General features: G+C 69.0%; 25 protein-coding genes and 1 pseudogene. 12 read left to right on the forward strand and 14 right to left on the reverse strand.

Features of this window, described 5'->3' with window-relative positions; all coding sequences use genetic code 11:
* Nucleotides 1-326 precede the first annotated feature (326 nt).
* The 4 genes from ACK4S2_RS13130 (at nt 327) to ACK4S2_RS13145 (ending at nt 3,074) form a co-directional block, all read left to right on the forward strand.
* Nucleotides 327-641 (forward strand): hypothetical protein, encoded by a 315-nt coding sequence (locus ACK4S2_RS13130; protein WP_409625139.1) that lies wholly within the window; start codon nt 327-329, stop codon nt 639-641.
* Nucleotides 642-674: 33 nt separating this feature from the next.
* Nucleotides 675-1,634, forward strand: coding sequence for an L-malyl-CoA/beta-methylmalyl-CoA lyase (locus ACK4S2_RS13135; protein ID WP_409625142.1), 960 nt, complete (start codon nt 675-677; stop codon nt 1,632-1,634).
* A 169-nt stretch (nt 1,635-1,803) separates the two neighbouring features.
* Complete coding sequence (locus tag ACK4S2_RS13140) at nt 1,804-2,376, forward strand: nitroreductase (protein WP_409625145.1); 573 nt, start codon at nt 1,804-1,806, stop codon at nt 2,374-2,376.
* The gene (locus ACK4S2_RS13145) at nt 2,373-3,074 is read left to right on the forward strand and encodes an EI24 domain-containing protein (protein ID WP_409625148.1); all 702 of its coding nucleotides are present in this window, start codon (nt 2,373-2,375) and stop codon (nt 3,072-3,074) included. The genes ACK4S2_RS13140 and ACK4S2_RS13145 overlap by 4 nt, the downstream gene beginning before the upstream one ends.
* 11 nt (nt 3,075-3,085) lie before the next feature.
* On the opposite strand, the gene ACK4S2_RS13150 is transcribed toward ACK4S2_RS13145, so the two are convergent.
* Together ACK4S2_RS13150 and mce are read right to left on the reverse strand one after the other, a co-directional pair.
* Entirely contained in the window at nt 3,086-3,370 is a 285-nt protein-coding gene (locus ACK4S2_RS13150) for a DUF1467 family protein (RefSeq protein ID WP_409625151.1), read from the reverse strand.
* Nucleotides 3,370-3,774, reverse strand: coding sequence for a methylmalonyl-CoA epimerase (gene mce / locus ACK4S2_RS13155; RefSeq protein ID WP_409625154.1), 405 nt, complete (start codon nt 3,772-3,774; stop codon nt 3,370-3,372). The genes ACK4S2_RS13150 and mce overlap by 1 nt, the downstream gene beginning before the upstream one ends.
* 172 nt (nt 3,775-3,946) lie before the next feature.
* On the opposite strand from mce, the gene ACK4S2_RS13160 reads away from it, so the two are divergent.
* Nucleotides 3,947-4,651, forward strand: coding sequence for a response regulator (locus ACK4S2_RS13160; protein ID WP_409625157.1), 705 nt, complete (start codon nt 3,947-3,949; stop codon nt 4,649-4,651).
* An 8-nt stretch (nt 4,652-4,659) separates the two neighbouring features.
* On the opposite strand, the gene ACK4S2_RS13165 is transcribed toward ACK4S2_RS13160, so the two are convergent.
* The 3 genes from ACK4S2_RS13165 to ACK4S2_RS13175 all read right to left on the reverse strand — a co-directional run bounded on the left by ACK4S2_RS13165 (nt 4,660) and on the right by ACK4S2_RS13175 (nt 6,193).
* A complete protein-coding gene (locus ACK4S2_RS13165; RefSeq protein WP_409625160.1) occupies nt 4,660-4,992 on the reverse strand; it encodes a DUF6455 family protein in 333 nt (110 codons plus the stop codon).
* A 141-nt stretch (nt 4,993-5,133) separates the two neighbouring features.
* Nucleotides 5,134-5,370 carry a DUF6455 family protein gene (locus ACK4S2_RS13170; protein ID WP_409625163.1) on the reverse strand — a complete coding sequence of 79 codons (237 nt, stop codon included), beginning with the start codon at nt 5,368-5,370 and terminating at the stop codon, nt 5,134-5,136.
* A gap of 79 nt (nt 5,371-5,449) precedes the next feature.
* A complete protein-coding gene (locus tag ACK4S2_RS13175; RefSeq protein WP_409625166.1) occupies nt 5,450-6,193 on the reverse strand; it encodes a M48 family metallopeptidase in 744 nt (247 codons plus the stop codon).
* Nucleotides 6,194-6,337: 144 nt separating this feature from the next.
* Here ACK4S2_RS13175 and ACK4S2_RS13180 point away from each other — a divergent pair, with 144 nt between their 5' ends.
* From ACK4S2_RS13180 to ACK4S2_RS13200, 5 genes are all read left to right on the forward strand, one after another.
* Nucleotides 6,338-6,583 carry a hypothetical protein gene (locus ACK4S2_RS13180; protein WP_409625168.1) on the forward strand — a complete coding sequence of 82 codons (246 nt, stop codon included), beginning with the start codon at nt 6,338-6,340 and terminating at the stop codon, nt 6,581-6,583.
* Nucleotides 6,583-7,287 (forward strand): GNAT family N-acetyltransferase, encoded by a 705-nt coding sequence (locus tag ACK4S2_RS13185; protein WP_409625171.1) that lies wholly within the window; start codon nt 6,583-6,585, stop codon nt 7,285-7,287. Before ACK4S2_RS13180 ends, ACK4S2_RS13185 begins: the two co-directional genes overlap by 1 nt.
* A gap of 26 nt (nt 7,288-7,313) precedes the next feature.
* Entirely contained in the window at nt 7,314-7,943 is a 630-nt protein-coding gene (locus ACK4S2_RS13190) for a DNA-3-methyladenine glycosylase family protein (RefSeq protein WP_409625174.1), read from the forward strand.
* A complete protein-coding gene (locus ACK4S2_RS13195; RefSeq protein ID WP_409625177.1) occupies nt 7,940-8,599 on the forward strand; it encodes an alpha/beta hydrolase in 660 nt (219 codons plus the stop codon). Before ACK4S2_RS13190 ends, ACK4S2_RS13195 begins: the two co-directional genes overlap by 4 nt.
* 133 nt (nt 8,600-8,732) lie before the next feature.
* Nucleotides 8,733-9,329 (forward strand): HNH endonuclease, encoded by a 597-nt coding sequence (locus ACK4S2_RS13200; RefSeq protein WP_409625180.1) that lies wholly within the window; start codon nt 8,733-8,735, stop codon nt 9,327-9,329.
* 99 nt (nt 9,330-9,428) lie between these two features.
* Here ACK4S2_RS13200 and groL read toward each other — a convergent pair whose 3' ends face one another.
* On the reverse strand, nt 9,429-11,069 hold the full coding sequence (gene groL / locus ACK4S2_RS13205; protein WP_409625183.1) for a chaperonin GroEL: 1,641 nt from the start codon (nt 11,067-11,069) through the stop codon (nt 9,429-9,431).
* A 72-nt stretch (nt 11,070-11,141) separates the two neighbouring features.
* Nucleotides 11,142-11,429, reverse strand: coding sequence for a co-chaperone GroES (locus tag ACK4S2_RS13210; RefSeq protein ID WP_409625186.1), 288 nt, complete (start codon nt 11,427-11,429; stop codon nt 11,142-11,144).
* Between the two features lie 184 nt (nt 11,430-11,613).
* Between ACK4S2_RS13210 and ACK4S2_RS13215 the strand changes: the two genes are divergently transcribed.
* A complete protein-coding gene (locus ACK4S2_RS13215) occupies nt 11,614-12,618 on the forward strand; it encodes a TraB/GumN family protein (protein WP_409625189.1) in 1,005 nt (334 codons plus the stop codon).
* Nucleotides 12,619-12,740: 122 nt separating this feature from the next.
* Here ACK4S2_RS13215 and ACK4S2_RS13220 read toward each other — a convergent pair.
* From ACK4S2_RS13220 to ccoN, 5 genes and pseudogenes are all read right to left on the reverse strand, one after another.
* Nucleotides 12,741-13,292: pseudogene (locus tag ACK4S2_RS13220) on the reverse strand (hypothetical protein); the annotation flags it as partial.
* A gap of 17 nt (nt 13,293-13,309) precedes the next feature.
* Nucleotides 13,310-14,179, reverse strand: coding sequence for a cytochrome-c oxidase, cbb3-type subunit III (gene ccoP / locus ACK4S2_RS13225; RefSeq protein ID WP_409625192.1), 870 nt, complete (start codon nt 14,177-14,179; stop codon nt 13,310-13,312).
* A gap of 3 nt (nt 14,180-14,182) precedes the next feature.
* Nucleotides 14,183-14,383, reverse strand: a complete 201-nt coding sequence (locus ACK4S2_RS13230; protein WP_409625194.1) for a cbb3-type cytochrome c oxidase subunit 3 — start codon at nt 14,381-14,383, stop codon at nt 14,183-14,185.
* Between the two features lie 10 nt (nt 14,384-14,393).
* Entirely contained in the window at nt 14,394-15,122 is a 729-nt protein-coding gene (gene ccoO, locus ACK4S2_RS13235) for a cytochrome-c oxidase, cbb3-type subunit II (RefSeq protein WP_409625197.1), read from the reverse strand.
* Nucleotides 15,123-15,134: 12 nt separating this feature from the next.
* Nucleotides 15,135-16,742, reverse strand: a complete 1,608-nt coding sequence (gene ccoN, locus ACK4S2_RS13240) for a cytochrome-c oxidase, cbb3-type subunit I (RefSeq protein WP_409625200.1) — start codon at nt 16,740-16,742, stop codon at nt 15,135-15,137.
* 259 nt (nt 16,743-17,001) lie between these two features.
* Between ccoN and ACK4S2_RS13245 the strand changes: the two genes are divergently transcribed.
* Nucleotides 17,002-17,850 carry a universal stress protein gene (locus ACK4S2_RS13245; protein WP_409625203.1) on the forward strand — a complete coding sequence of 283 codons (849 nt, stop codon included), beginning with the start codon at nt 17,002-17,004 and terminating at the stop codon, nt 17,848-17,850.
* Between the two features lie 23 nt (nt 17,851-17,873).
* On the opposite strand, the gene ACK4S2_RS13250 is transcribed toward ACK4S2_RS13245, so the two are convergent.
* Nucleotides 17,874-18,809 (reverse strand): nucleoside hydrolase, encoded by a 936-nt coding sequence (locus ACK4S2_RS13250; RefSeq protein WP_409625206.1) that lies wholly within the window; start codon nt 18,807-18,809, stop codon nt 17,874-17,876.
* Nucleotides 18,810-18,911: 102 nt separating this feature from the next.
* Nucleotides 18,912-19,793 (reverse strand): phosphoserine phosphatase SerB, encoded by an 882-nt coding sequence (serB, locus tag ACK4S2_RS13255; RefSeq protein WP_409625209.1) that lies wholly within the window; start codon nt 19,791-19,793, stop codon nt 18,912-18,914.
* Nucleotides 19,794-20,253 lie beyond the last annotated feature (460 nt).

Here is a 20,253-nt window from a genome sequence, read left to right on the forward strand (position 1 = left end):
GACGAGGGGTGGCATCGGGCACCCATACCTCGCCTCGACCAGCACGACGCTCACCGCTGCCGCCCAAACAGAGGGAAAACTGTTCCGCCTCGTGGACTTCTTCAGCAGCCTGTTAAACGCCGTCTTTCGGCAAGCAACCCGGGCGAGCGCCTTGAACGGCCGTCCGGTCGCTGCGGATCGGTGGGTCTTTGTCTCGACCCTGGCGACGAACCGCGACCCGGCCCGGTTCGTCGCCCCCGACACCTTCCGCCTTGACCGGCGCATGGTGCGCGCGCTGCAGTTCGGCGGCGGCCCCCGTTCCTGCCCAAACGCAGATGCTGGCAGGGATGGAACTGCGCTGGGTTCTGGCGGCACTGATCGCGCGCTTTCCCATCCTGGCGGCCGCGGGCGAGATGCGGCTGCACAGCACCAACGCCATCACCGAGGTGACGTCGCTGCACGCGACGGCATTGGGCAACCGCCGCGCGCGGCAATGGTCGTCGGTCCGAACCGGGCCGGCACCCGGTGGTCACGCACTCGGCAACACAGCGACGGCGCCGGGCGCAGGCGCGGCCTCTTGTCGATGCCGCGCCGCCGCGCGCCATGCCGCGGCGCAACATTTCCGGTCTTGCAGCGCATGGCGCAATATAATAACCCGTTGAACGTCATACACGGAATATCCTTGCGAGGCCGCCATGTCCTTCCGTCTGCAACCCGCCCCGCCCGCGCGCCCCAACCGCTGCCAGCTGTTCGGCCCGGGCTCGCGCACCGCCTTGTTCGAAAAGATGGCAACGAGCGCGGCCGATGTCATCAACCTCGACCTCGAAGACAGCGTCGCCCCCGGCGACAAGGATCAGGCGCGGCGCAACATCATTCAGGCCACGCACGAGATCGACTGGGGCCGCAAGCACCTGTCGGTGCGCATCAACGGGCTCGACACGCCGTTCTGGTATCGGGATGTGGTCGACCTGCTGGAAAACGCCTCCGACCGGCTGGACCAGATCATGATCCCCAAGGTGGGGTGCGCAGCCGATGTCTATGCCGTCGATGCGCTGGTCAGCGCCATCGAGGCGGCCAAGGGCCGGCGCAAGCGCATCGCCTTCGAAGTCATCATCGAATCGGCCGCCGGCATCGCCCATGTCGAGGAAATCGCCGCCAGCAGCCCGCGGTTGCAGGCCATGAGCCTTGGCGCGGCCGACTTTGCCGCCAGCATGGGCATGCAGACCACCGGCATCGGCGGCACGCAGGAAAACTACTACATGCTGCACCAGGGGCAGAAACACTGGTCCGACCCGTGGCACTGGGCGCAGGCCGCCATCGTCGCGGCCTGCCGCACGCATGGCGTGTTGCCCGTCGACGGCCCCTTCGGCGATTTCAGCGACGACGAAGGGTTCCGCGCCCAGGCGCGCCGGTCGGCCACGCTGGGCATGGTGGGCAAATGGGCGATCCACCCCAGGCAGGTGGCGCTGGCGAACGAGGTGTTTACCCCTTCGGCCGCGGCCGTGGCCGAGGCGCGCGAGATTCTGGCCGCGATGGAGGCCGCCAAGGCCGCCGGCCAGGGCGCCACGGTCTACAAGGGCCGACTCGTTGACATTGCGTCCATAAAGCAGGCAGAAGTGATCGTTAAGCAGGCCGAACTGATCTCGGCCGCCTGAGACCCCCCGGCCGCAAGGGAGAGGAGGCCCCTGCGACCACGACGGGAGGACCGCGCCCCGGGTGCCCGGCATCCGGGGCGTCGTGTTTCGTGGCAGGCCGGGCCCGCGCTGCCGGCTTGACGCCGGCGCCGCCGCATCCGACATCTGGAACCGTCGCCAAGGAGCCTCCATGCCGCAGACCCCCGCCCTCGACTTCCTGCTGACGCGCCGTTCGCGCCCGGCCAAGATCCTCTCTGCCCCGGTACCCGACCGTGCCGCGCTGGAAACCCTGCTGACCGCCGCCGTGCGGGTGCCCGACCACGGCAAGCTGGAACCCTGGCGGCTTGTGGTGCTGGCCAAGCCCGCGCTGGCGCGCATTGCCGATCAGGCCGAAGCCTTTGCCCGCGCCCGGGGCCTGGAGGCCGAAAAGGTCGCCAAGGCGCGGTCGCAGTTCGACGACAGCCCGCTGGCCGTGGTGGTCGTGGGTTGCCCGCGCCCGACCGACAAGGTGCCCGCCCTGGAACAGACCCTGTCGGCCGGCGCCGTCTGCCTTGGCCTTGTCAACGCGGCGCTGGCGGCGGGCTGGGGGGCCTGCTGGCTGACCGGCTGGGTCTCGCACGACCCCGAGCTGGCCCCGGCGCTGTTCGGGCTGGCCCCGGGCGAATGGGTCGCCGGAATCGTGCACATCGGCACCGCGACCCAGACCCCGCCCGACCGCCCGCGCCCCGACCTTTCGGCCATCACCACATGGGTAGAGGCATGATCCTGGCCGATTTCCTGCGCGCCTTGCGCCAATTGCCCGACCCGGCGTTCCGCCGGGTGCTGCTGCTGGGGCTGGCGCTGACGCTGGCGTTGCTGGTGGCAATTTACGCCCTGTTTCTGGGGGCCATCCAGATGCTGACGCCCGAAACGGTAGAGATTCCGCTGGTGGGGCCGGTCGGCGGGCTGGATACGCTGCTGTCCTGGGGGTCGCTGCTGTTCATGATCGGGCTCAGCATCTTTCTGATGGTGCCGGTAGCGTCGATGTTCACCGGCTTCTTTCTGGAAGATGTCGCCGCCGCGGTCGAGGCGCGGCATTACCCCGACCTGCCCCCGGTGCCCAAGGTCAGCCTTTACGAATCCGTCAAGGACTCGGTGAACTTCTTTGCGGTGCTGATCGCGGTAAACGTCGTGGCGCTGGTGCTGGCCGTCTTTGCCGGGCCCTTCGTGCCGGTGGTGTTCTGGGTGGTGAACGGGTTTCTGCTGGGGCGCGAGTATTTCACGCTGGCGGCCATGCGCCGTCTGGGGCGCGCCGGCGCGCGGGCGCTGCGGGCGCGGCACCCGGTGGCGATCTGGGTTGCCGGCATCCTGATGGCGGTGCCGCTGTCGGTGCCGCTGGTCAACCTGTTCATCCCGCTTCTGGGGGCGGCGACATTTACCCACCTGTTCCACCGGCTGAACGGCACGGCAGCGCGCGGCTGAAGCGGCCGCGCCTATTGCCCTTGCTGCACGGGCGGCATGCGGCCCATCACGTCGAAATCGCGCACCGTGATCCAGCCCTGGGTGATGATGACGAACAGCACCGCCCAAATCACTGTGGCCACGACCGTGGTGATGCGCGCCTTGCGCCGCACGACAAAGCCCGCGGGCGCGCCGGCCGGGGTGCCCGGCGTCACCTGCCCCGCATCGCCTTGGGTGGTCAGCCGCAGCGGCAGCACGATGAAGAACACCATGAACCAGCAGACGGCAAACAGCACAAAGGCCGCACTGATCGACATCAGACCTGCTCCAGTTCCACGAGGCAGCCGTTGAAATCCTTGGGGTGCAGGAACAGCACCGGCTTGCCGTGCGCACCGATCTTCGGCTCGCCGCTGCCCAGCACGCGGGCGCCGGCGGCCTTCAGCTGGTCGCGGGCGGCCAGGATATCCTCGACCTCGTAGCAGATGTGGTGGATGCCGCCGGCCGGGTTCTTGTCCAGGAACCCCTTGATGGGCGAATTGTCGCCCAGGGGGTAAAGCAGTTCGATCTTGGTGTTGGGCAGGTCGATGAACACCACCGTCACGCCATGATCGGGTTCGTCCTGCGGCGGGCGCACGCTGGCGCCCAGCGTGTCGCGGTATTGCGCGGCCGCGGCCTCCAGGTCGGGAACGGCGATGGCGACATGGTTGAGGCGTCCGATCATGGGGGGGCTCCGCGCAGGGTGGGTCTGCGGTGTTATGCGTTTGGCATCGCAGGCTGGCAAGAGGCATGCCGCACCGCGGCGGTCGGTGCGACACCGGGCCCCGGCAAAACGCCGCGTTAACCGGGCGGAAACCAGATCTGCGCTTCACTCGCCCCCGATCAGGAGGTCCGCCATGCCCCAGCCCGATTCGCTCCGCGCCAGTCCGCCGCCGCTGTTCGGCCCCGCCTTGCCGCTGCAGGGGCTGACCCTGTTGGCGGTCGAGGACAGCCGCTTTGCCTGCGAGGCGCTGCGCCTGATGGCGCAGCGTTCGGGCGCCCGGTTGCGCCGCGCCGAAACCCTGCACGATGCCCGGCGCCACCTTGCGCTCTATCGCCCCGATCTGGTGCTGGTGGACCTCGGCCTGCCGGACGGCCCCGGAACGGCGCTGATCCGCGATCTTGCGGTGGCAGCGCCGGGCGGGCCGGTGGTGCTGGGCATGTCGGGCGACCCCGGCATGCGCGGCGCGGCGCTGGCGGCCGGTGCGGCCGGGTTCGTCGACAAGCCCATCGGTGCGCTGGCCGATTTCCAGGGTCTGGTCCTGCGCCACCTGCCGGGGCGCGACCCGGCCCGGGCCGAGGCGGATGCCCCGGCCCCGGAGCCCGATCGCCTGGCGCTGCGCGAGGATCTGGCCCGCGCGGCGGGCCTTCTGGCACAGGATCCGGACGCGGCGCAACGCGCCTATCTGGCGCGGTTCCTGGCCGGCATCGCCCGCAGCACCCGCGATTCGGCACTGGCACGCGCGGCGGCCGATCTGCCGCAGGCCGACGAAGCCCGGCTTGCGCATCTGGTCGGGCTGGTGGCGCTGCGCATCGGCGAAACACCGCGCCCCTTCGCCTGACCCGGGCGTCAGCGCGCTGCCCAAGGCCCCGGGGCGCGTCCGGCCAGCACCAGCAAGCGCGAGCCGATGGCGCAGAACCCGGGCGGCGCCGTGGCGCCGGGCTGGGCCAGAAACCGCTGGCACTCGGCGGCAAAAGCGCAGGCCTGACAACAGGCGACCATCCCAGCCAGTTCGCGCCGCGACACGCCGCCGCTGCCCGCAGCCCTGGCCAGGGCCACCCCGGCCACCCGCGCCATGCCCAGCGTCAGACCGAAGGCGCGTTCGGGCTCGATCAGCCCGCCATGCGCGGCCGCCCCGGATTGGCCTGCCCTGCCTCGCGCTCCCCTGTCCAAGCTGCTCATGACCATCGTCCTTGTAGAGTGCCCGAATGCCAGACTGCGCCGAGGCGGGCCGGGCCGCCTTGCGGCAGATCAAGGCCAGGGCAAAAGCGAAACGGCCCGCCCCGGGTTCGGGGCGAGCCGCCGGCAGCAAAGGCGAAGGGGTCAGGCCGCAGGGCCGGTCATCAGCGCTTTGTTGGCGCAGAACGATGGCGCATGGTCGGCGCCATCGATGTGGTCTTCCAGCCAGTCTTCGCAGGCGCCGGGGTTGGAACAGGTGCAGCAGCGCGTCAGCGCGCCCGCCCATTCGGAATCGCTCAGGGCATCCAGATCGGTGCCGGTGGTGCGGGCCATCCGGGACATCAGCCGGACGTGGGTCTGGGTTTTCAGGCTGTCGGACATGGCGCAACTCCGTGTGCGAGGGTCGCCGTCAGGTTCCCCCCGCCGCCTTTCGCGCGCCTTGATCTGGATCAACCGCCGCTCAGCGCAGCCGGCCGGCGCGCAGGTCGGCGGCCGTGCGGGCCACCACCCCCACGCGCTGCGCGTTCGGCGGGTGCGAGCCCAGAAAGCGGTTGCCCGGGTCGGGCAGCCGGCCAAAGAACCCGGCCCCAAGTTCGGGGTCGAACCCGGCGCGCCAGGCGATGACCGTGCCCAGGGCATCGGCCTCCAACTCGAAATCCTTGGAGTAGGTGCGCGCCCCGACCGCCGCCCCCACATCCTGCGCCGAGCGGATCGCCCCGGCATCCGCCCCGCCCAGCGCCGCAATCGTGCCCAGGATCACCGCCCCCGCCAAGGCGGTGTCGCGGGCGCGCGGGATATGGCCGGCGATGTGATGCGCCGCCTCGTGCCCCAGGACAAAGGCCAGTTCATCGGCGTTGCGCGCATCGGCGATCAGCGACAGGGTGAAACCGATCAGCGGTTGCCCGGTGCGCGGGTCCAGCGTGTGAAAGGCATTCGGCGGCGCGCCGCGGCGATCGTCGATGACGATGCGGAAATCGCAGTTCAGGTCGGGCCGCTTTTCGCGGCAATAGGCCTCGGCCACGGGTTCCACCCGCTCGACCACAGCCACGAAGGTGCGCGCGGCGGTGGGGAAATCCGGCGCCGCCCCGGGCATCGCGGCCACGGCCGGTTGCGGCGCGGGCAGCGGCGCGGGCGCGGGCGGGGCCGCCATCGTGCAGCCCGCCAGCAGCCCCGCCAGCGCCACCATCCGCCCTGCCTGCCTCATGCCCGGCACACCTTCGCCTGTTCGCGGCGCAATCTAGCCTGCGCACGCGGCGCCGAAAACCACCGCTCGCACCGATGTGAGGGGGCTTTGCCCCGCCGCCCGGGCATGGCAGAGTCCCCCCGAGCCGCGACCGGGAGGCACGCCATGTTCACCATCGAGCACGAGTTCGACGCCACCGTCATCACCTTGATCGACGAAGGCGCCGCCCCCTTGCAGGAAGACGTCACCGTCACCGCCTTCGAGGATGGGGTGGTGCTGGAACAGCTCGACCCGCGCAGCGAGGAGGTGCAGCGCATCACGCTGAGCTTCACCATGCTGCGCGACCTGGCGGCGGCGCTGAACCTGCCCGAAGGCATCTACCAGCGCGAAGGCGCCGGAAAGGAGCGGTGATGTTTCATCCCGGGGCCCAGGGGCCCGAGGTCGCCGGCTGGTCGCCCCGGCCGCTGCCGGGCACCGACCCGATGGCTGGCGCCCATGTCGAACTTGCGCCGCTGGCCCCAACCCATGCTGCGCCGCTGTGGCAGGCCATCGCCGGCGACGATGGCTTGTGGGCCTACATGGCCGTCGGCCCCTTTGCGGGGTTCGACGGCTTTGCCGCCTGGGTGGCGCAGGTCGCCGGCCGGCCCGACCCGCAGTTCTGGGCGATCCGCCCCCGGGGCGGCGACTGGGCGGGCATGGCCAGCTACCTGCGGATAGAGCCCGTGCATGGCGTGATCGAGGTGGGCAACATCCTGTTTTCCGGCGCGCTGCAAGCCACGCCGGCCGCGACCGAGGCGATGGCGCTGATGATGGCGCGCGCCTTCGACCTTGGCTATCGGCGCTATGAATGGAAATGCAACGCGCTGAACCTGCCGTCGCGCCGCGCCGCGCGGCGGCTCGGCTTTTCGTTCGAAGGCGTGTTCCGCCAGCACATGGTCATCAAGGGCCGCAACCGCGATACGGCCTGGTTCTCGATCACCGATGGCGAATGGCCGGGGGTGCGCGATGCGCTCGGGCGCTGGCTGGCGCCGGACAACTTCGATACCGCAGGGCGCCAGCGGGTGGCGCTTTCGGCGCTGACCGCCGGGCTCGGCACACCCGACCCGGGCGTCTGAGCGGCAGGCCAGGCAAGGAGGGCGGCATGGTCGGGCGGATCATCGAAGGGCCGGATTGCGTGGCCGAAGGCGCCGCATGGCTGGCCGCGCGCGAACCGCGCTTTGCCCATGCGCTGGACCTGACCGGGCCCTTGCCCTTGCGCCGTCGCGCCGGCGGCTTTGCCGACCTGATGGGGGCGATCGTCAGCCAGCAGGTTTCGGTCGCCTCGGCCAATGCGATCTGGGGGCGGCTTGGCGCCGCGGGTCTGACCGAGGCGCCGGCCGTCGCCGCCGCCACGCCCGAGGCGCTGCGCGCCTGCGGCCTGTCGCGCCAGAAGACCCGCTATGCGCAGGCGCTGGCGCAGGCCGGCATCGACTTCGACGCCTTGCGCAGCCTGCCCGACGAAGACGTCGTCGCCGTTCTGGTGGCGGTGCCCGGGATCGGGCGCTGGACAGCCGAGATCTATGCCATGTTCAGCCTGGGCCGGGCCGACGTGTTCGCGCCCGCGGACCTGGCCTTGCAGGAATCGGCGCGGCTGCTGTTCGCGCTCGACCAGCGCCCGACCGAACGCGCCTTGCGCGCGATGGCCGCGGACTGGTCGCCCTGGCGGGCGGTTGCGGCGCGGCTGCTCTGGGCCTATTACCACGTCGCCAAGGACCGCGAGGGGATCAGATGACACGTGCGCTCAATGCCAAACGCCGCCCGCCCCGGTCGGGCAAGCCCCGCTCGGCGGTCGTCTTCGTGCATGGCTATGGCGCCGATGGCGCCGACCTGCTGGGCCTGGCAGACCCGCTGGCACCGCATCTGCCCGACACCGCCTTTCACGCCCCCGACGCGCCCGAACGCTGCGCGGGCAACCCCTTCGGCTACCAGTGGTTTCCGATCCCCTGGCTTGATGGTTCGTCCGAGGAAGCGGCGCGTCAAGGCCTGGTGCAGGCGGCGGCCGACCTGAACGCCTATCTCGATGGCGTGCTGGAGGCCGAGGGCCTGTTGCCCGAACGGCTGGCGCTGGTGGGCTTCAGCCAGGGCAGCATGATGAGCCTGCACATCGCCCCGCGCCGCGCCGCGCCCATCGCCGGGGTCGTCGCCTTTTCCGGCCGCCTGCTGGCGCCCGAACGGCTGGCGGCCGAAGCGCGCGTCAAGCCGCCGGTGCTGCTGCTGCATGGCGATGCCGACCCGGTGGTGCCCTTTGCCGACATGGGCGTTGCCGGCGATGCGCTGGTGGCGGCCGGGTTCGAAACCTATGCCCATGTGATGAAGGGCACCGGCCACGGCATCGCCCCCGATGGCCTGTCGGTGGCGCTGCAGTTCCTGCGCCAGCGCCTCGGCTGACCCGTCACGCGGCTGTCACCGCACCCGGCTATACCATCGCCAGATTGCGGCTTGCCATGCTGCAACCGCGATATATAGTTTTGGCACTAGGGCGCACCTTGCGCGCCCCGGCCCAAGGCGAAGGAGGCACCGGATGCTGACCACAGCCGAAACCGAATTCCGCACCGGCTTCGTGCGCGATCCGGCCGCGCTGCGGCATTACCCGGCGCTGGTGCTGAATGCCGATTACCGCCCGCTCAGCTACTACCCGCTCAGTCTCTGGCCCTGGCAAGAGGCCGTGAAGGCCGCCGTGCTGGACCGGGTGCAGATCGTGGCGGAATACGACGCCACTGTCCGAAGCCAGAGGTCCGAGATACGGATCCCCTCGGTCGTGGTGTTGAAAGATTACGTCAAACCCCAGAAGCGCGTGGCCTTCACGCGCTTCAATCTTTTTCTGCGCGACGAATTCCGCTGCCAGTATTGCGGCAGCCCGCATGACCTGACCTTCGATCACGTGGTGCCGCGCTCGAAAGGCGGCACGACCTGCTGGGAAAACGTGGTGGCGGCCTGCAGCCCCTGCAACCTGCGCAAGGGGTCGCGGTCGCTGAAGCAATCGGGCCTGCGGCTGTTCCGCCCGCCTCGCGCCCCCAGCGCCGAAGACATGCGCAACGCCGGCCGTCGCTTTCCGCCCAACCACCTGCACGAAAGCTGGATGGACTATCTCTACTGGGATGCCGAGCTGGATGCCTGACGGGCCGCCGCTCAGGCGGAACGCCGGCGCAACGCAGCACCGTGCAAACGAAAAGGGCGCCGTTTCCGGCGCCCTTTCCCCTGTCCCTCGTGGGTCAGATCACATCATGCCGTCCATGCCGCCCATGCCGCCCATGCCGCCGGCCGGAGCCGCCTTCGGCTCGGGCTTGTCGGCGATCATGGCTTCGGTGGTAATCAGCAGCGAGGCGACCGAGGCCGCATCCTCCAGCGCGGTGCGGGTCACCTTGGCCGGGTCGATCACGCCAAAGGCGAACATGTCGCCGTATTCCTCGGTCTGGGCATTGAAGCCGAAGGTCGGGTCCGAGGATTCGCGGATCTTGCCCGCGACCACGGCGCCGTCCACACCGGCGTTTTCGGCGATCTGGCGCAGCGGGGCTTCCAGCGCGCGGCGCACGATGGCGATCCCGGCGTTCTGGTCGCTGTTGGCACCCGCCAGCCCGTCCAGCACCTTGCCGGCCTGCACCAGCGCCACGCCGCCGCCGACGATCACGCCTTCCTGCACGGCCGCACGGGTGGCGTTCAGGGCGTCGTCAACGCGGTCCTTGCGCTCTTTCACTTCGACTTCGGTCATGCCGCCGACGCGGATGACGGCCACGCCGCCGGCCAGCTTGGCCACGCGCTCTTGCAGCTTCTCGCGGTCGTAGTCGCTGGTGGTTTCCTCGATCTGGGCGCGGATCTGCGCCACGCGGGCCGCGATTTCGGCCTTGTCGCCGGCGCCGTCCACGATGGTGGTATCGTCCTTGCGGATCGAAACCTTCTTGGCGCGGCCCAGCATGTCGAGGGTCACGTTTTCCAGCTTCATGCCCAGGTCATCGGAGATCACCTGACCACCGGTCAGGATGGCGATGTCCTGCAGCATGGCCTTGCGGCGGTCGCCGAAGCCCGGAGCCTTGACGGCAGCAATCTTCAGGCCGCCGCGCAGCTTGTTGACGACCAGCGTGGCCAGGGCTTCGCCTTCGACGTCTTCGGCCACGATCACCAGCGGCTTCTGCGACTGGATCACGGCCTCCAGCAGCGGGACCATCGGCTGCAGCGACGACAGCTTCTTCTCGTGCAGCAGGATGAAGGCGTCTTCCAGCTCGGCAACCATCTTGTCGGCGTTGGTCACGAAGTAGGGCGACAGGTAGCCGCGGTCGAACTGCATCCCTTCGACGACTTCGACTTCGGTTTCCATGCCCTTGTTTTCTTCGACGGTGATGACACCCTCGTTGCCGACCTTCTGCATCGCGTCAGCGATGAAGCGGCCGATCTGGGCTTCGCCGTTGGCCGAGATGGTGCCGACCTGGGCGACCTCGTCGCTGTCCTTCACCGGGCGGGCAGCAGCCTTGATCGCCTCGACGACCTTGCTGGTCGCCATGTCGATGCCGCGCTTGAGGTCCATCGGGTTCATGCCGGCAGCGACCGCCTTCATGCCTTCGCGGACGATGGCCTGGGCCAGCACGGTGGCGGTGGTGGTGCCGTCGCCGGCTTCGTCGTTGGTGCGGCTGGCCACTTCCTTGACCATCTGCGCGCCCATGTTCTCGAACTTGTCGGCCAGCTCGATTTCCTTGGCAACCGACACGCCGTCCTTGGTGATGCGCGGGGCACCGAACGACTTTTCGATCACCACGTTGCGGCCTTTCGGGCCCAGCGTCACCTTCACGGCGTCGGCCAGAATGTTCACGCCGCGCAGCATCCGGTCGCGGGCATCGGTATCGAAACGGACTTCCTTGGCACCCATGGTGCGAACTCCTCGAATTTCAGGGGGTTGAATGGCGCGCTTGCGGCGCGCCGGTCAGGAAAGGGCGTCGACTCAGGAGATGATCCCGAGGATGTCGCTTTCCTTCATGATCAGCAGTTCCTCGCCGTTCACCGTCACTTCGGTGCCCGACCACTTGCCGAACAGCACGCGGTCGCCGGCCTTGACGGACATGGCGATCAGCTCGCCCGAATCCTTGCGCGCACCTTCGCCGCAGGCGACGATTTCACCTTCGGCGGGCTTTTCCTTGGCGGTGTCGGGGATGATCAGCCCGCCCTTGGTCTTTTCGTCGCTCTGGACGCGGCGGACCAGCACACGGTCATGCAGCGGTTTGAAAGCCATCTGAGGTCACTCCCTTGAATTCAGCTTTACGCCGGACAGTTAGCACTCACCTCGGTCGAGTGCCAATGCCGCCTATCTAGGCAAGCCCCGCCGGACTGTCAACACCCCGGCAGCGCGGAAATCCCGTTGGCGCACAAGCGCCTCGCGTGGCATGGTCGGCGCAGCCAAGGAAAGCCCCGCCTGCATGCGCCTGCCCCCGATCACCCTGTTCGCCGCCTTGTTCCTGCTGCCGTTTCTGCCCCTGGCCGCACAGGCGCGCTGCACCGGCACCGACCTGATCGCGGCCTTGCCGGCAGCCGAACGCGCCGCGCTGGAACAGCGCGCGGATTCCGTGCCCTTTGCCCGCGGCAACCTGTTTCGCGCCACGCGCGGCGGGCAGACCATCGACCTCGTGGGCACCTATCACCTGGCCGACCCGCGCCACGCCGCCTTGCAGGCTCGCGTCGCCCCCTTGCTGGAACAGGCCGATGTCCTGCTCGTCGAGGCCGGACCCGAGGAGGAAACCCGCCTCAAGGCCGAGGTGACGCGCCGCCCGGATTTTCTGGTGCTGCCCGAAGGCCCCGGTCTGCCCGATCTTCTGGGCGAAGCCGACTGGCAGGCCCTGGCCGCGGCGATGCGCGCCCGCGGCATTCCGCCCTTTGTCGCGTCGCGGTTCCGGCCGTGGTATCTGGCGGTGATGCTGGGCATTCCGCCTTGCGCCATCGACGCGGTCAAGGCCGGCGAAAAGGGCCTCGACCAGCTGCTGATCGCCGAGGCCCAGGCCCGCGGCCTGCCGGTGCAGGCGCTGGAGCCCTACGACACGCTGTTTTCGATGTTCGGCGATCTGCCGATGCAGGACGAACTCGACATGGTGCGCGCCGCATTGCAGATGGCCGACCGCCCCGAGGATATGGCCGTGACCCTGGCCAACGCCTATTTCGCCGGTCGTTCCCGGCTGTTGTGGGAATTCACCCTGGCCCGCACGCCCGCCCTGCCCGGCCTTACGCCCGCGCAGGTGCAAGACCAGCTGGCCTTGCTGGAGGATGTGCTGATGGTCCGGCGCAACCGCGCCTGGATCGACGTGCTGACCGGGGCCGCAGCCCGCGGGCGGGTGCTGGCGGCCTTCGGCGCGCTGCATCTGCCGGGGCCCCAAGGCGTGCCCGCGCTGCTGGCGGCCGAAGGCTGGCAGGTCACCCGGCTGGACGAGTAGTCCCGCGCCGCTGCAAATACCCCAACGCCTGCGCCACCAGCAGATCCCATGCCGCCAGACAGCTGTTGCGGCCCATGCCGGGGGGGCAGCGCGATGTTCAGGTTGGCGCCCTGCCCCGCCCCCCGGCCGCGCTCCGCCGCCAGGCCCGACCCCGGCGGATAGCACGATTGCCGGTGGATCGACACGGTCAACGGATCGGCCCTGTCCAGATAGATCGCCTCGGTGCCGTTGCCGTGGTGCACATCCCGGTCCACCACCGCCACTCGCGGGCCCGGCGCGGCCGCGCGCGCCGCCTCCAGCGCAACGGGAATGTTGGCCGTCGGGCCAAAGCCCATGCCCTGATCGGGCCGGCAATGGTGCCCCGGCGGGCGCGACAACGCATAGGCATTGGCCCGCCGGCCTGCCAGCACATCGGCCACCGCCGGTTTGGCCAGGCCCGCCGACAGGCAGGCGATGTCGTAGCTGCCCGCGCCGAAGGGCGCCTCCGACCCGGCCTCGCCGCCGCCGGCATCCGACGCGGCCTTCAACCGGTCCAGATAGGCCGGGTCGTGCCCCCCTCGCTGTCTTGGTCGCAGCGGACCATGCCGGGGCACGGCCGGCAATCCGGTGCAAATGCAGCAAGCCGGCACGAAAAGACCCGGCCCCCGCAGCGGGGGGCCGGGCCGGTGCGGCATCGCAGATCGGGCGCGGGTTATTCGCCGCCGCCCAGCCCGTGCACATAGACCGCCACCGCGCGGATATCGGCCTCGGACAGGCGGGTATTCCACGCCGGCATCACCCCGGCGCGGGCAAAGCGCACGGTATGCGTCAGCGCCGCCACATCGCCGCCGTAAAGCCAGATGGCATCGGTCAGGTTCGGCGCGCCCAGGTCGCGGTTGCCCTTGCCGTCGTCGCCGTGGCAGCTTGCACAATTCTCGGCAAAGATCGTGGCGCCGTCGGTGGCCGCCGCCGCGTCGTGGTCCTGGTTCGAGATCTGGCGCACATACTGCACCACCTGGCCGATTTCCTGCGCCGACAGCAGGTCGCCGAAGGCGGGCATCTGGCTGAAGCGCGCCTCGTCGCTGCCGTTGCGGATGCCGTGGGTGATGGTGGTGTGGATGGCCTCGATATCGCCGCCCCACAGCCAGTCGTCATCCAGCAGGTTCGGATAGCCCGAAGCCTGCACCCCGGCCGCGCCGGCGCCGTGGCACTGGGCGCACCAGGTCTTGAACACCGCCGCCCCGGCCTGATTGGCAAAGGCGACCAGCTCCGGGTTGCCCGGAATGCTGGTCAGCTCGGCCTCGACCAGTTGCGCGCGGATCGGGCCGTTCAGCGCGGCGAACCGCTCGACCTCGGCGTTCAGCGCCTCGATGCGGTTATAGCCCAGCACCCCTTGCGTGGCCCGCGTCAGCATCGGCCAGGCCGGATAGGCGATGGAATAGACCAGCGCCCAGGCAATGCAGGCGTAGAACGTCCACAACCACCAGCGCGGCATGGGGTTGTTGAACTCCTCGATCCCGTCCCATTCGTGGCCGGTGGTTTCCACCTCGCCGGGGCGACGGTTGGATTTGTTGGCGGCCATCGCTCATGCCTCCTTGGTTTCGGGGGGGCCGGCGCGGTCGGGCGCCGGGCGGTCTTCGTTGCGGAAGATCGAGGTCGCCGCCTCGCGGTGCACCTTGTTGGACCCCGGGCGCAGCGCCCAGACCACGACGCCCAGGAAGAACAGCGTCATGAACAACAGGTGCCAGCTGTCGGCGAAGTGGCGCAGGAAGTCATAGGTTTCCATCGCAGCCCCCTCAGCGCAGCGGATCGGGGGTAAAGGTCGAGAAATCGACCATCGTCCCCAGAACCTGCATGTAGGCGATCAGCGCATCCGCCTCGGTCAGCGCGGGCTGGCCGTCGAAGTTGCGCACGTTCACCTTGTCGCCATAGCGTGCCAGCAGCCCTTCGGTATCGCCGTCCGGGTTGACCTGGGCGGCAAAGTCGGCTTGCGCGGCCTCGATCATCTCGCTGGTGTAGGGCACGCCGAACACCGCGTTGGTCCGCATCGTGTCGGCGATGTAGCGCCCGTCGATCGGGGTGCGGAACAGGAAGGCGTATTTCGGCATCACCGATTCCGGCACCACCGACTGCGGGTTGCGGAAGTGGTCCTGGTGCCATTCGTCGGAATAGCGCCCGCCCACCCGGGCCAGATCCGGCCCCGTGCGCTTGGACCCCCACTGGAACGGCCGGTCGTACATCGATTCGGCCGCCAGGCTGTAGTGGCCATAGCGTTCCACCTCGTCGCGCATCGGGCGGATCATCTGGCTATGGCAGACGTAGCAGCCTTCGCGCACATAGATCTGCTTGCCCGCCATCTCGAGCGGCGTGTAGGGGCGCACCCCTTCGACCTTCTCGATGGTGTTCTCGATGTAGAACAGCGGCACGATCTGCACGAGCCCGCCGATGGTGACGACCAGGAAACTCAGCACCAGCAGAAGCGTGGCGTGGGTCTCGATGGCCTTGTGCTTGTCAAGAAAAGCCATTGTGCGCTCCGATCATTCCGCGGGGACGAAGTTGTTCGCGTTCACCGGCGCCTTGGCCGGCTGGGCACGAACGGTCATCCACAGGTTGTAGCACATGATGATGGCACCGATCAGGAACATCAGCCCGCCCAGCATCCGCACCACATACATCGGGAACTTGGCGGCCACCGTGTCGGCAAAGGCGTTGACGAGGAAGCCGTTGGCATCCACCTCGCGCCACATCAGCCCTTCCATGATGCCGGTGACCCACATCGACGAGGCGTAAAGCACGATGCCGATGGTGGCGAGCCAGAAGTGCCAGCTGACCAGCGACAGGCTGTAGAGCCGTTCGCGGTTCCACAGCCGCGGCACCAGGAAGTAGAGCGCGCCGAAGGTGATCATGCCATTCCAGCCCAGCGCACCGGAATGCACGTGGCCGATGGTCCAGTCGGTATAGTGGCTCAGCGAGTTCACCGCCTTGATCGACATCATCGGGCCTTCGAAGGTGGACATGCCGTAGAAGCCCACCGAGATCACCATCATGCGGATGATCGGGTCGGTGCGCAGCTTGTCCCAGGCGCCCGAGAGCGTCATCAGCCCGTTGATCATGCCGCCCCACGAAGGCATCCACAGCATGATCGAGAAGATCATCCCGAGGGTCGAGGCCCACTCCGGCAGCGCCGTATAGTGCAGGTGGTGCGGACCGGCCCAGATATACAGGAAGATCAGCGCCCAGAAGTGGATGATGCTGAGCTTGTAGCTGAACACCGGCCGTTCGGCCTGCTTGGGCACGAAGTAGTACATCATCCCCAGAAAGCCCGCCGTCAGGAAAAAGCCCACCGCGTTGTGCCCGTACCACCACTGGATCATGGCGTCCTGCACCCCGGCATAGGCCTGCACCGAGGCCGACCCGAAGATCGAAACCGGCAGCGCCGCGTTGTTCACCAGATGCAGCATGGCCACCGTGACGATGAACGAAAGGTAGAACCAGTTGGCAACGTAGATGTGGGGTTCCTTGCGCTTCCACAGCGTGCCCAGGAACGCCAGCAGGAACGCAACCCAGACAACCGTGATGACGATGTCCACGTGCCAGGGCATCTCGGCATATTCCTTGCCCTGCGAACCGCCGAACACATAGCTCGTCGCCGCCAGCACGATGATGAGCTGCCAGCCCCAGAACACGAACCACCCGAGGTTGCCGCCCCACAGCCGCGCCGCGGTGGTGCGCTGCACCACGTAGAACGCCGTGGCGATCAGCGCGTTGCCGCCGAAGGCAAAGATCACCGCGCTGGTGTGCAAGGGCCGCAGGCGCCCGAAGTTCAGATAGGGCTGCGCCCATTCGAAGTTCAGCGCCGGCCAGGCCAGCTGTGCGGCGATCACCACGCCGATCAGGAACCCGACCACCCCCCAGAAGGCGGTGGCGATCACCCCGGCGCGCACGACGCCATCAAAGTATTCGTTCTGCGGCGCGGCCTTCACCGGCTCGCCCATCCCGCGCAGCACCACGACGAACGTGATGCCGGCAGCAAGGGCGATGGTGAGCGCGTTCACAAGATAGGCTTCGTCGCGCGCATAGTTGGCCGCAATTGCGGCCAGCACCGCAATCACGCCCAGCGCGACAAGTTTCACGTAATCCCACATGTTGCGTCCCTTCGTCTGTCCGGTTGCGACTCGCGCCGTTCCGGATGCTATTCGACAGCTTCCCTCATGAGGGAGTGACCGTCCTGCTGCCTTGATCCAAGTCAACAATTTGCCGCAGGACAGAAAACTTGCAGCTTCGATACCGGAAATGTTCACCCCGGGTTTGATCCCGGTCAAGGCGCAAGGCTGGACGTTACGCGCAGGATGGGTTCATGCTTGCATATCCCGGGGTGTCCGGGACCATCGGAAGGAACGCCTCATGGCCACCAAGACCCTGCTTTCCGTCGTGACGCGTCAGGATGACGCATCCCCCGGCATGGCCGCGCTGGACGCCGCCATCGCCCTTGCCCGGCGCGAGGATGCGCACCTCGAGGTATTGGCCCTCGGCATGGATCAGACCCAGGTGGGCTATTTCTATGCCGGCGCCAGCGCCATCGTGTATCAGGAAACGCTCGAACGCGCCCAGGCCGACGCCGAGGCCGCCGAAGCGATGGTGCGCAAGCGTCTGGCCGCCGAGGATATCCGCTGGTCGGTGGACCGCGCCGTGGCCCAGCTGGGCGGCATGGCCGAACTGATCTCGCAGCGCGCGCGATTTGCCGATCTGGTGGTGCTGCCGCGCCCCTACGGCGCCGGCCGCGGCCCGGCCGAGGAGGCGGTGGTCGAAGCCGCCCTGTTCGAAGGCCAGTGTGCCGTGCTGGTGATGCCCGACGGCATGGCCGAACCGCCGGCCTTCCAGCGCGTCGTGGTGGCCTGGAACCAGTCGCCCGAGGCGCTTTCGGCGATCCGCCGCGCGCTGCCGCTGCTGCGCAAGGCCGCAGCGGTGGACATCACCATCATCGACCCGCCGGTGCACGGCCCCGAACGTTCGGACCCCGGCGGCATGCTCAGCCAGTGGTTGTCGCGCCACGGTGTGCGGGCCGAGGTGACGGTGCTGGCGCGCACGCTGCCGCGCATTTCCGACGTGCTGATGCGCCACGTGCGCGACCGCGACGCCGATCTGCTGGTGATGGGGGCCTACGGGCATTCCCGCTTCCGCGAGGCGATTCTGGGCGGCGCCACCCGCGACCTGCTGGAAACCGCCGAAGTGCCGGTGTTCATGGCGCACTGACACCGGCCCGGCCGGCGCGGCGGCTACAGCCGCGCCAGCCGTTCGGTCAGCAGCGCATAGAACCCGTCGGCATCGACCCCGCCCAGAAACAGCGCGTTCGCGGCCCGCCCCGAAACGCCCCACCAGTCGGCCACCGTCATGCCGGTGGTGAAACGGCCTTCGGTCTCGATTTCCACATTGATCTCGCGCCCGGTGAACAGCTCGGGGCGCAGCAGCCAGGCGATGGTGCAGGGGTCGTGCAGCGGGGCGCCGGCGCTGCCGTATTTCGCCATGTCGAAGCGTTCGAAAAAGTCGGTCCAGCCGGCCACAGCCGCGCCGACCGGCGTGTTCAGGGCGCGCAAGGCGTCGATCCTTTCCGGCGTGGTCAGCACCTTGTGCGTCACGTCCAGCGGCACCACCACCAGCGGCACGCCGGCGCGGAACACGATTTCGGCCGCTTCGGGATCGACGTAGATGTTGAACTCGGCCGCCGGGGTGATGTTGCCGACCTCGAAATAGGCGCCTCCCATCAGCACGATCCGCTGCACCCGAGAGACGATGTCGGGCGCGCGTTCGAAGGCGGTGGCGATGTTGGTCAGCGGCCCGATCGGCACCAGCGTGACCGTGCCCGGCGGTTCGGCGCGCAAGGTGTCGATCAGGAATTCCACCGCGTGCCGGGGTTGCAGCGGCATGGTCGGGTCGGGCAGATCGGCGCCGTCCAGCCCGGTCTTGCCGTGCACGTGTTCGGCCGTCACCAGCGGCCGGCGCATCGGGCCGTCGCAACCGGCGAACACCGGCACCTCGCGCCGCCCGGCCAGTTCGCAGACCACGCGGGCGTTGCGGGTGGTGCGCGCCAGCGGCACGTTGCCGGCGACACAGGTGATGCCCAGCAGCTCCAGCTCGGGGCTGGCCAGCGCCAGCAGGATGGCCACGGCATCGTCCTGGCCGGGGTCGGTGTCGATGATGATCTTCTGCGGCATCCGTCGGTCCTGTCTGAAGCCGGGCGCGGGGGGCTCTGCCCCCCCCGCATCCCTGGGAAATCCGGGCACAGATGAGGCGAAAGCGCCGGAAAGGAAAAGGGGTCAGGCGACGAAATCGGCGATGCCGTAGCCTTGCAGGTAAAGCAACGCGGTCAGGTCGCCGTGGTTGATGCGCAGCTCGCACTGCGCGGCCACGCTTGGCTTGGCGTGCAGCGCGACGCCGGCGCCGGCGCGGTGCAGCATGCCGAGGTCGTTGGCGCCGTCGCCCACGGCGATCACCTCGGCCGCAGTCAGGCCGAGGCGGGCGGTGATCTGGTCGAGCGCGTCGACCTTGGCCTGCCGCCCGAGGATCGGGCGCGCGACCTGCCCGGTGAGCGTGCCGTTTTCGGCCAGCAGGGTGTTGGCGCGGTGTTCGTCGAACCCGAGGTGCCGGGCCACCGCAGCGGTGAAGGCGGTGAAGCCGCCCGAGACCAGCGCGGCATAGCCGCCGTTGGCCTGCATGGTGGCGACAAGCTCGCGCCCGCCGGGGGTATAGGTGATGCGGGTGGCGAGAACCTGGCCGATCACCGATTCGGGCAGGCCCGCGAGCAGGCCCACGCGTTCGGTGAGCGCCGCCTCGAAATCCAGCTCGCCGTTCATCGCCCGGGCGGTGATGGCCGCGACATGCGCGCCTACCCCGGCGAGGTCGGCCAGTTCGTCGATGCATTCCTGGCCGATCATGGTGCTGTCCATGTCGGCCAGCAGCATCCGCTTGCGCCGGCCTGCGGCGGGTTGCACGGCCATGTCGATGCCGAGGCCCTGCAGATCCTGCCAGACCTGCCAGCGGTTTTCCGGTGCGCCGGCGGCGGCGAGGTCGAACTCGGCGGCGATGCCGGGGTTGAGCCAGCGCACCGCCCCCCCGCCCCAGGCGTTGCGCAGCGCCTCGACCGTGGTGCGGTCCAGCCCGCCGCGCGCCGGGTTCACAAGCAAGGTCACGGTCAGCATCGGTCGGTTCCCCCCGGGGTCGGTCGGCGGCCGCGGATGCGGCCTTTCGAGGCCGGGGTTTAGGGCAATTCGGGCCGGCCGGCCAGAGGGCAAGCGCAGCGGCACGGGCGGGCTGTCCCAGCGAGGGACATTTCGGCGCATCAAGGATATCAAGGGGTTGGCGGCGCGTTTTCACGAAGCGTTAACTCATGTTCCGACTGCAGCACGTGCAGCGGCGCTTGCGGTTTCCGATGAAGGGGTGTGGCGATCGGCAGACCGGATGCCGATCCGGGGGCGGCCGGCGTCCGGGGGCGCTGCCCCCGGGCCCCCGGGATATTTGTGGCAAGGTGAAAGGGGGGCAGTGCGGGGGCGCGGCAGGGGGAAGCGGCGTGGCGCCTTGGCGGGCGACCGGGACGGGTTGAACCTTGCCGTTGTCCGGGGCGGCGGGCGTCCGGGGGCGCTGCCCCCGGGCCCCCGGGAT

The sequence above is a fragment of the Gemmobacter sp. genome (assembly GCF_046292685.1).
Lineage (GTDB): Bacteria > Pseudomonadota > Alphaproteobacteria > Rhodobacterales > Rhodobacteraceae > Wagnerdoeblera.

Bases quoted from the DNA above. Each gene is read 5' to 3' on its own strand.
- ACK4S2_RS13130 (WP_409625139.1), top strand. From the start codon at position 327: ATGGAACTGCGCTGGGTTCTGGCGGCACTGATCGCGCGCTTTCCCATC.
- ACK4S2_RS13135 (WP_409625142.1), top strand. From the start codon at position 675: ATGTCCTTCCGTCTGCAACCCGCCCCGCCCGCGCGCCCCAACCGCTGC.
- ACK4S2_RS13140 (WP_409625145.1), top strand. From the start codon at position 1,804: ATGCCGCAGACCCCCGCCCTCGACTTCCTGCTGACGCGCCGTTCGCGC.
- ACK4S2_RS13145 (WP_409625148.1), top strand. From the start codon at position 2,373: ATGATCCTGGCCGATTTCCTGCGCGCCTTGCGCCAATTGCCCGACCCG.
- ACK4S2_RS13150 (WP_409625151.1), bottom strand. From the start codon at position 3,370: ATGTCGATCAGTGCGGCCTTTGTGCTGTTTGCCGTCTGCTGGTTCATG.
- mce (WP_409625154.1), bottom strand. From the start codon at position 3,774: ATGATCGGACGCCTCAACCATGTCGCCATCGCCGTTCCCGACCTGGAG.
- ACK4S2_RS13160 (WP_409625157.1), top strand. From the start codon at position 3,947: ATGCCCCAGCCCGATTCGCTCCGCGCCAGTCCGCCGCCGCTGTTCGGC.
- ACK4S2_RS13165 (WP_409625160.1), bottom strand. From the start codon at position 4,992: ATGAGCAGCTTGGACAGGGGAGCGCGAGGCAGGGCAGGCCAATCCGGG.
- ACK4S2_RS13170 (WP_409625163.1), bottom strand. From the start codon at position 5,370: ATGTCCGACAGCCTGAAAACCCAGACCCACGTCCGGCTGATGTCCCGG.
- ACK4S2_RS13175 (WP_409625166.1), bottom strand. From the start codon at position 6,193: ATGAGGCAGGCAGGGCGGATGGTGGCGCTGGCGGGGCTGCTGGCGGGC.
- ACK4S2_RS13180 (WP_409625168.1), top strand. From the start codon at position 6,338: ATGTTCACCATCGAGCACGAGTTCGACGCCACCGTCATCACCTTGATC.
- ACK4S2_RS13185 (WP_409625171.1), top strand. From the start codon at position 6,583: ATGTTTCATCCCGGGGCCCAGGGGCCCGAGGTCGCCGGCTGGTCGCCC.
- ACK4S2_RS13190 (WP_409625174.1), top strand. From the start codon at position 7,314: ATGGTCGGGCGGATCATCGAAGGGCCGGATTGCGTGGCCGAAGGCGCC.
- ACK4S2_RS13195 (WP_409625177.1), top strand. From the start codon at position 7,940: ATGACACGTGCGCTCAATGCCAAACGCCGCCCGCCCCGGTCGGGCAAG.
- ACK4S2_RS13200 (WP_409625180.1), top strand. From the start codon at position 8,733: ATGCTGACCACAGCCGAAACCGAATTCCGCACCGGCTTCGTGCGCGAT.
- groL (WP_409625183.1), bottom strand. From the start codon at position 11,069: ATGGGTGCCAAGGAAGTCCGTTTCGATACCGATGCCCGCGACCGGATG.
- ACK4S2_RS13210 (WP_409625186.1), bottom strand. From the start codon at position 11,429: ATGGCTTTCAAACCGCTGCATGACCGTGTGCTGGTCCGCCGCGTCCAG.
- ACK4S2_RS13215 (WP_409625189.1), top strand. From the start codon at position 11,614: ATGCGCCTGCCCCCGATCACCCTGTTCGCCGCCTTGTTCCTGCTGCCG.
- ccoP (WP_409625192.1), bottom strand. From the start codon at position 14,179: ATGGCCGCCAACAAATCCAACCGTCGCCCCGGCGAGGTGGAAACCACC.
- ACK4S2_RS13230 (WP_409625194.1), bottom strand. From the start codon at position 14,383: ATGGAAACCTATGACTTCCTGCGCCACTTCGCCGACAGCTGGCACCTG.
- ccoO (WP_409625197.1), bottom strand. From the start codon at position 15,122: ATGGCTTTTCTTGACAAGCACAAGGCCATCGAGACCCACGCCACGCTT.
- ccoN (WP_409625200.1), bottom strand. From the start codon at position 16,742: ATGTGGGATTACGTGAAACTTGTCGCGCTGGGCGTGATTGCGGTGCTG.
- ACK4S2_RS13245 (WP_409625203.1), top strand. From the start codon at position 17,002: ATGGCCACCAAGACCCTGCTTTCCGTCGTGACGCGTCAGGATGACGCA.
- ACK4S2_RS13250 (WP_409625206.1), bottom strand. From the start codon at position 18,809: ATGCCGCAGAAGATCATCATCGACACCGACCCCGGCCAGGACGATGCC.
- serB (WP_409625209.1), bottom strand. From the start codon at position 19,793: ATGCTGACCGTGACCTTGCTTGTGAACCCGGCGCGCGGCGGGCTGGAC.